The following is a 935-nucleotide window of genomic DNA, read 5'->3' as shown; positions in this document are numbered from 1 at the left end:
CGTTTTGATGCCTACACTGGTCAACTTGGATTGGACCGTTTGTTTTTGCATGCCGCGAACATTAAGTTTCAACATCCGTCTAATGATGAATGGATGGAAATTAATGCTCCGATGGAATCCAAACTAGAGAAAGTGCTTGTTGGATTAAGAAAGGCAAACTGAACGCATTTACTATAAACAAAGGGAGCTCTAGCTCCCTTTTTGCATTTCACTTATATATTAGGTTTCAAATGATGAGTAGAGGCGTTGATTAAACTTACAAGATCTCGAAACCTTGCTTTTGCAGCATATCAATCAAATCAATCAGAGGCAGGCCAACGAGAGTGTTTGGATCTTTGCCGACTAACTTTTCGAACAAACAAATTCCCATCCCTTCGCTTTTGAAGCTGCCAGCACAGTAAAACGGTTCTTCTCTGTCGACGTAACGTTCAATTTGTTCACGGTTTAAGTTTCTAAAATGCACTTCAAAGGTGTCGTAGCCAACTTCAGTCAGATTCGTCACCGAGTTATAAACCGCCAGTCCGGTATAGAAAGTGATGGCTTTACCACTTTGAGCAAGTAATTGATTGATAGCATTTTCACGATTTAGAGGTTTGCCAACGATTTTTCCATCAATTACGCAAACTTGATCGCTGCCGATGACCAAACTTGGTTCATTAACAGAGCAAGAGGTTGCTTTGTTTACGGCTAAGCGCTGCACTAGATCCAGAGGAGTTTCACTCTCATACGGCGTTTCATCGCAGTCAGGAGATAAACAAATGAACGGGACTGAAAGCTTTTCAAGCAGTTGTTGACGAAAAGGGGAGGTTGAGGCTAAAACCACTTGGTAATTTTTCATTTTGAATTACAATTCACGCAAGCATTTCCAATAGGATAATCGATCAAAAATGATTCTGGCTAATGCTCTGTATGTTAAGCGCAAAAAAGTACAACTT

At 40.4% G+C, this 935-nt stretch carries 1 protein-coding gene and 1 pseudogene; one reads left to right on the top strand and one right to left on the bottom strand.

The window, feature by feature from the left end; genetic code table 11:
• Positions 1-162 (top strand): annotated as a pseudogene (locus R7040_RS25130) (RNA pseudouridine synthase); the annotation flags it as partial.
• 94 nt (positions 163-256) lie between these two features.
• Here the strand turns inward: R7040_RS25130 and R7040_RS25125 are convergent.
• Positions 257-838, bottom strand: a complete 582-nt coding sequence (locus R7040_RS25125; RefSeq protein WP_318097376.1) for a nucleoside triphosphate pyrophosphatase — start codon at positions 836-838, stop codon at positions 257-259.
• Positions 839-935: the final 97 nt, after the last annotated feature.

The sequence above is a fragment of the Vibrio sp. 1069 genome (assembly GCF_033340555.1).
The sequence above is the reverse complement of the archived record's forward strand: the minus strand, read 5'-3'. Positions and strand labels throughout refer to the sequence as shown.

Coding starts and splice junctions, on each gene's coding strand:
- R7040_RS25125 (WP_318097376.1), bottom strand. CDS start 838: ATGAAAAATTACCAAGTGGTTTTAGCCTCAACCTCCCCTTTTCGTCAA.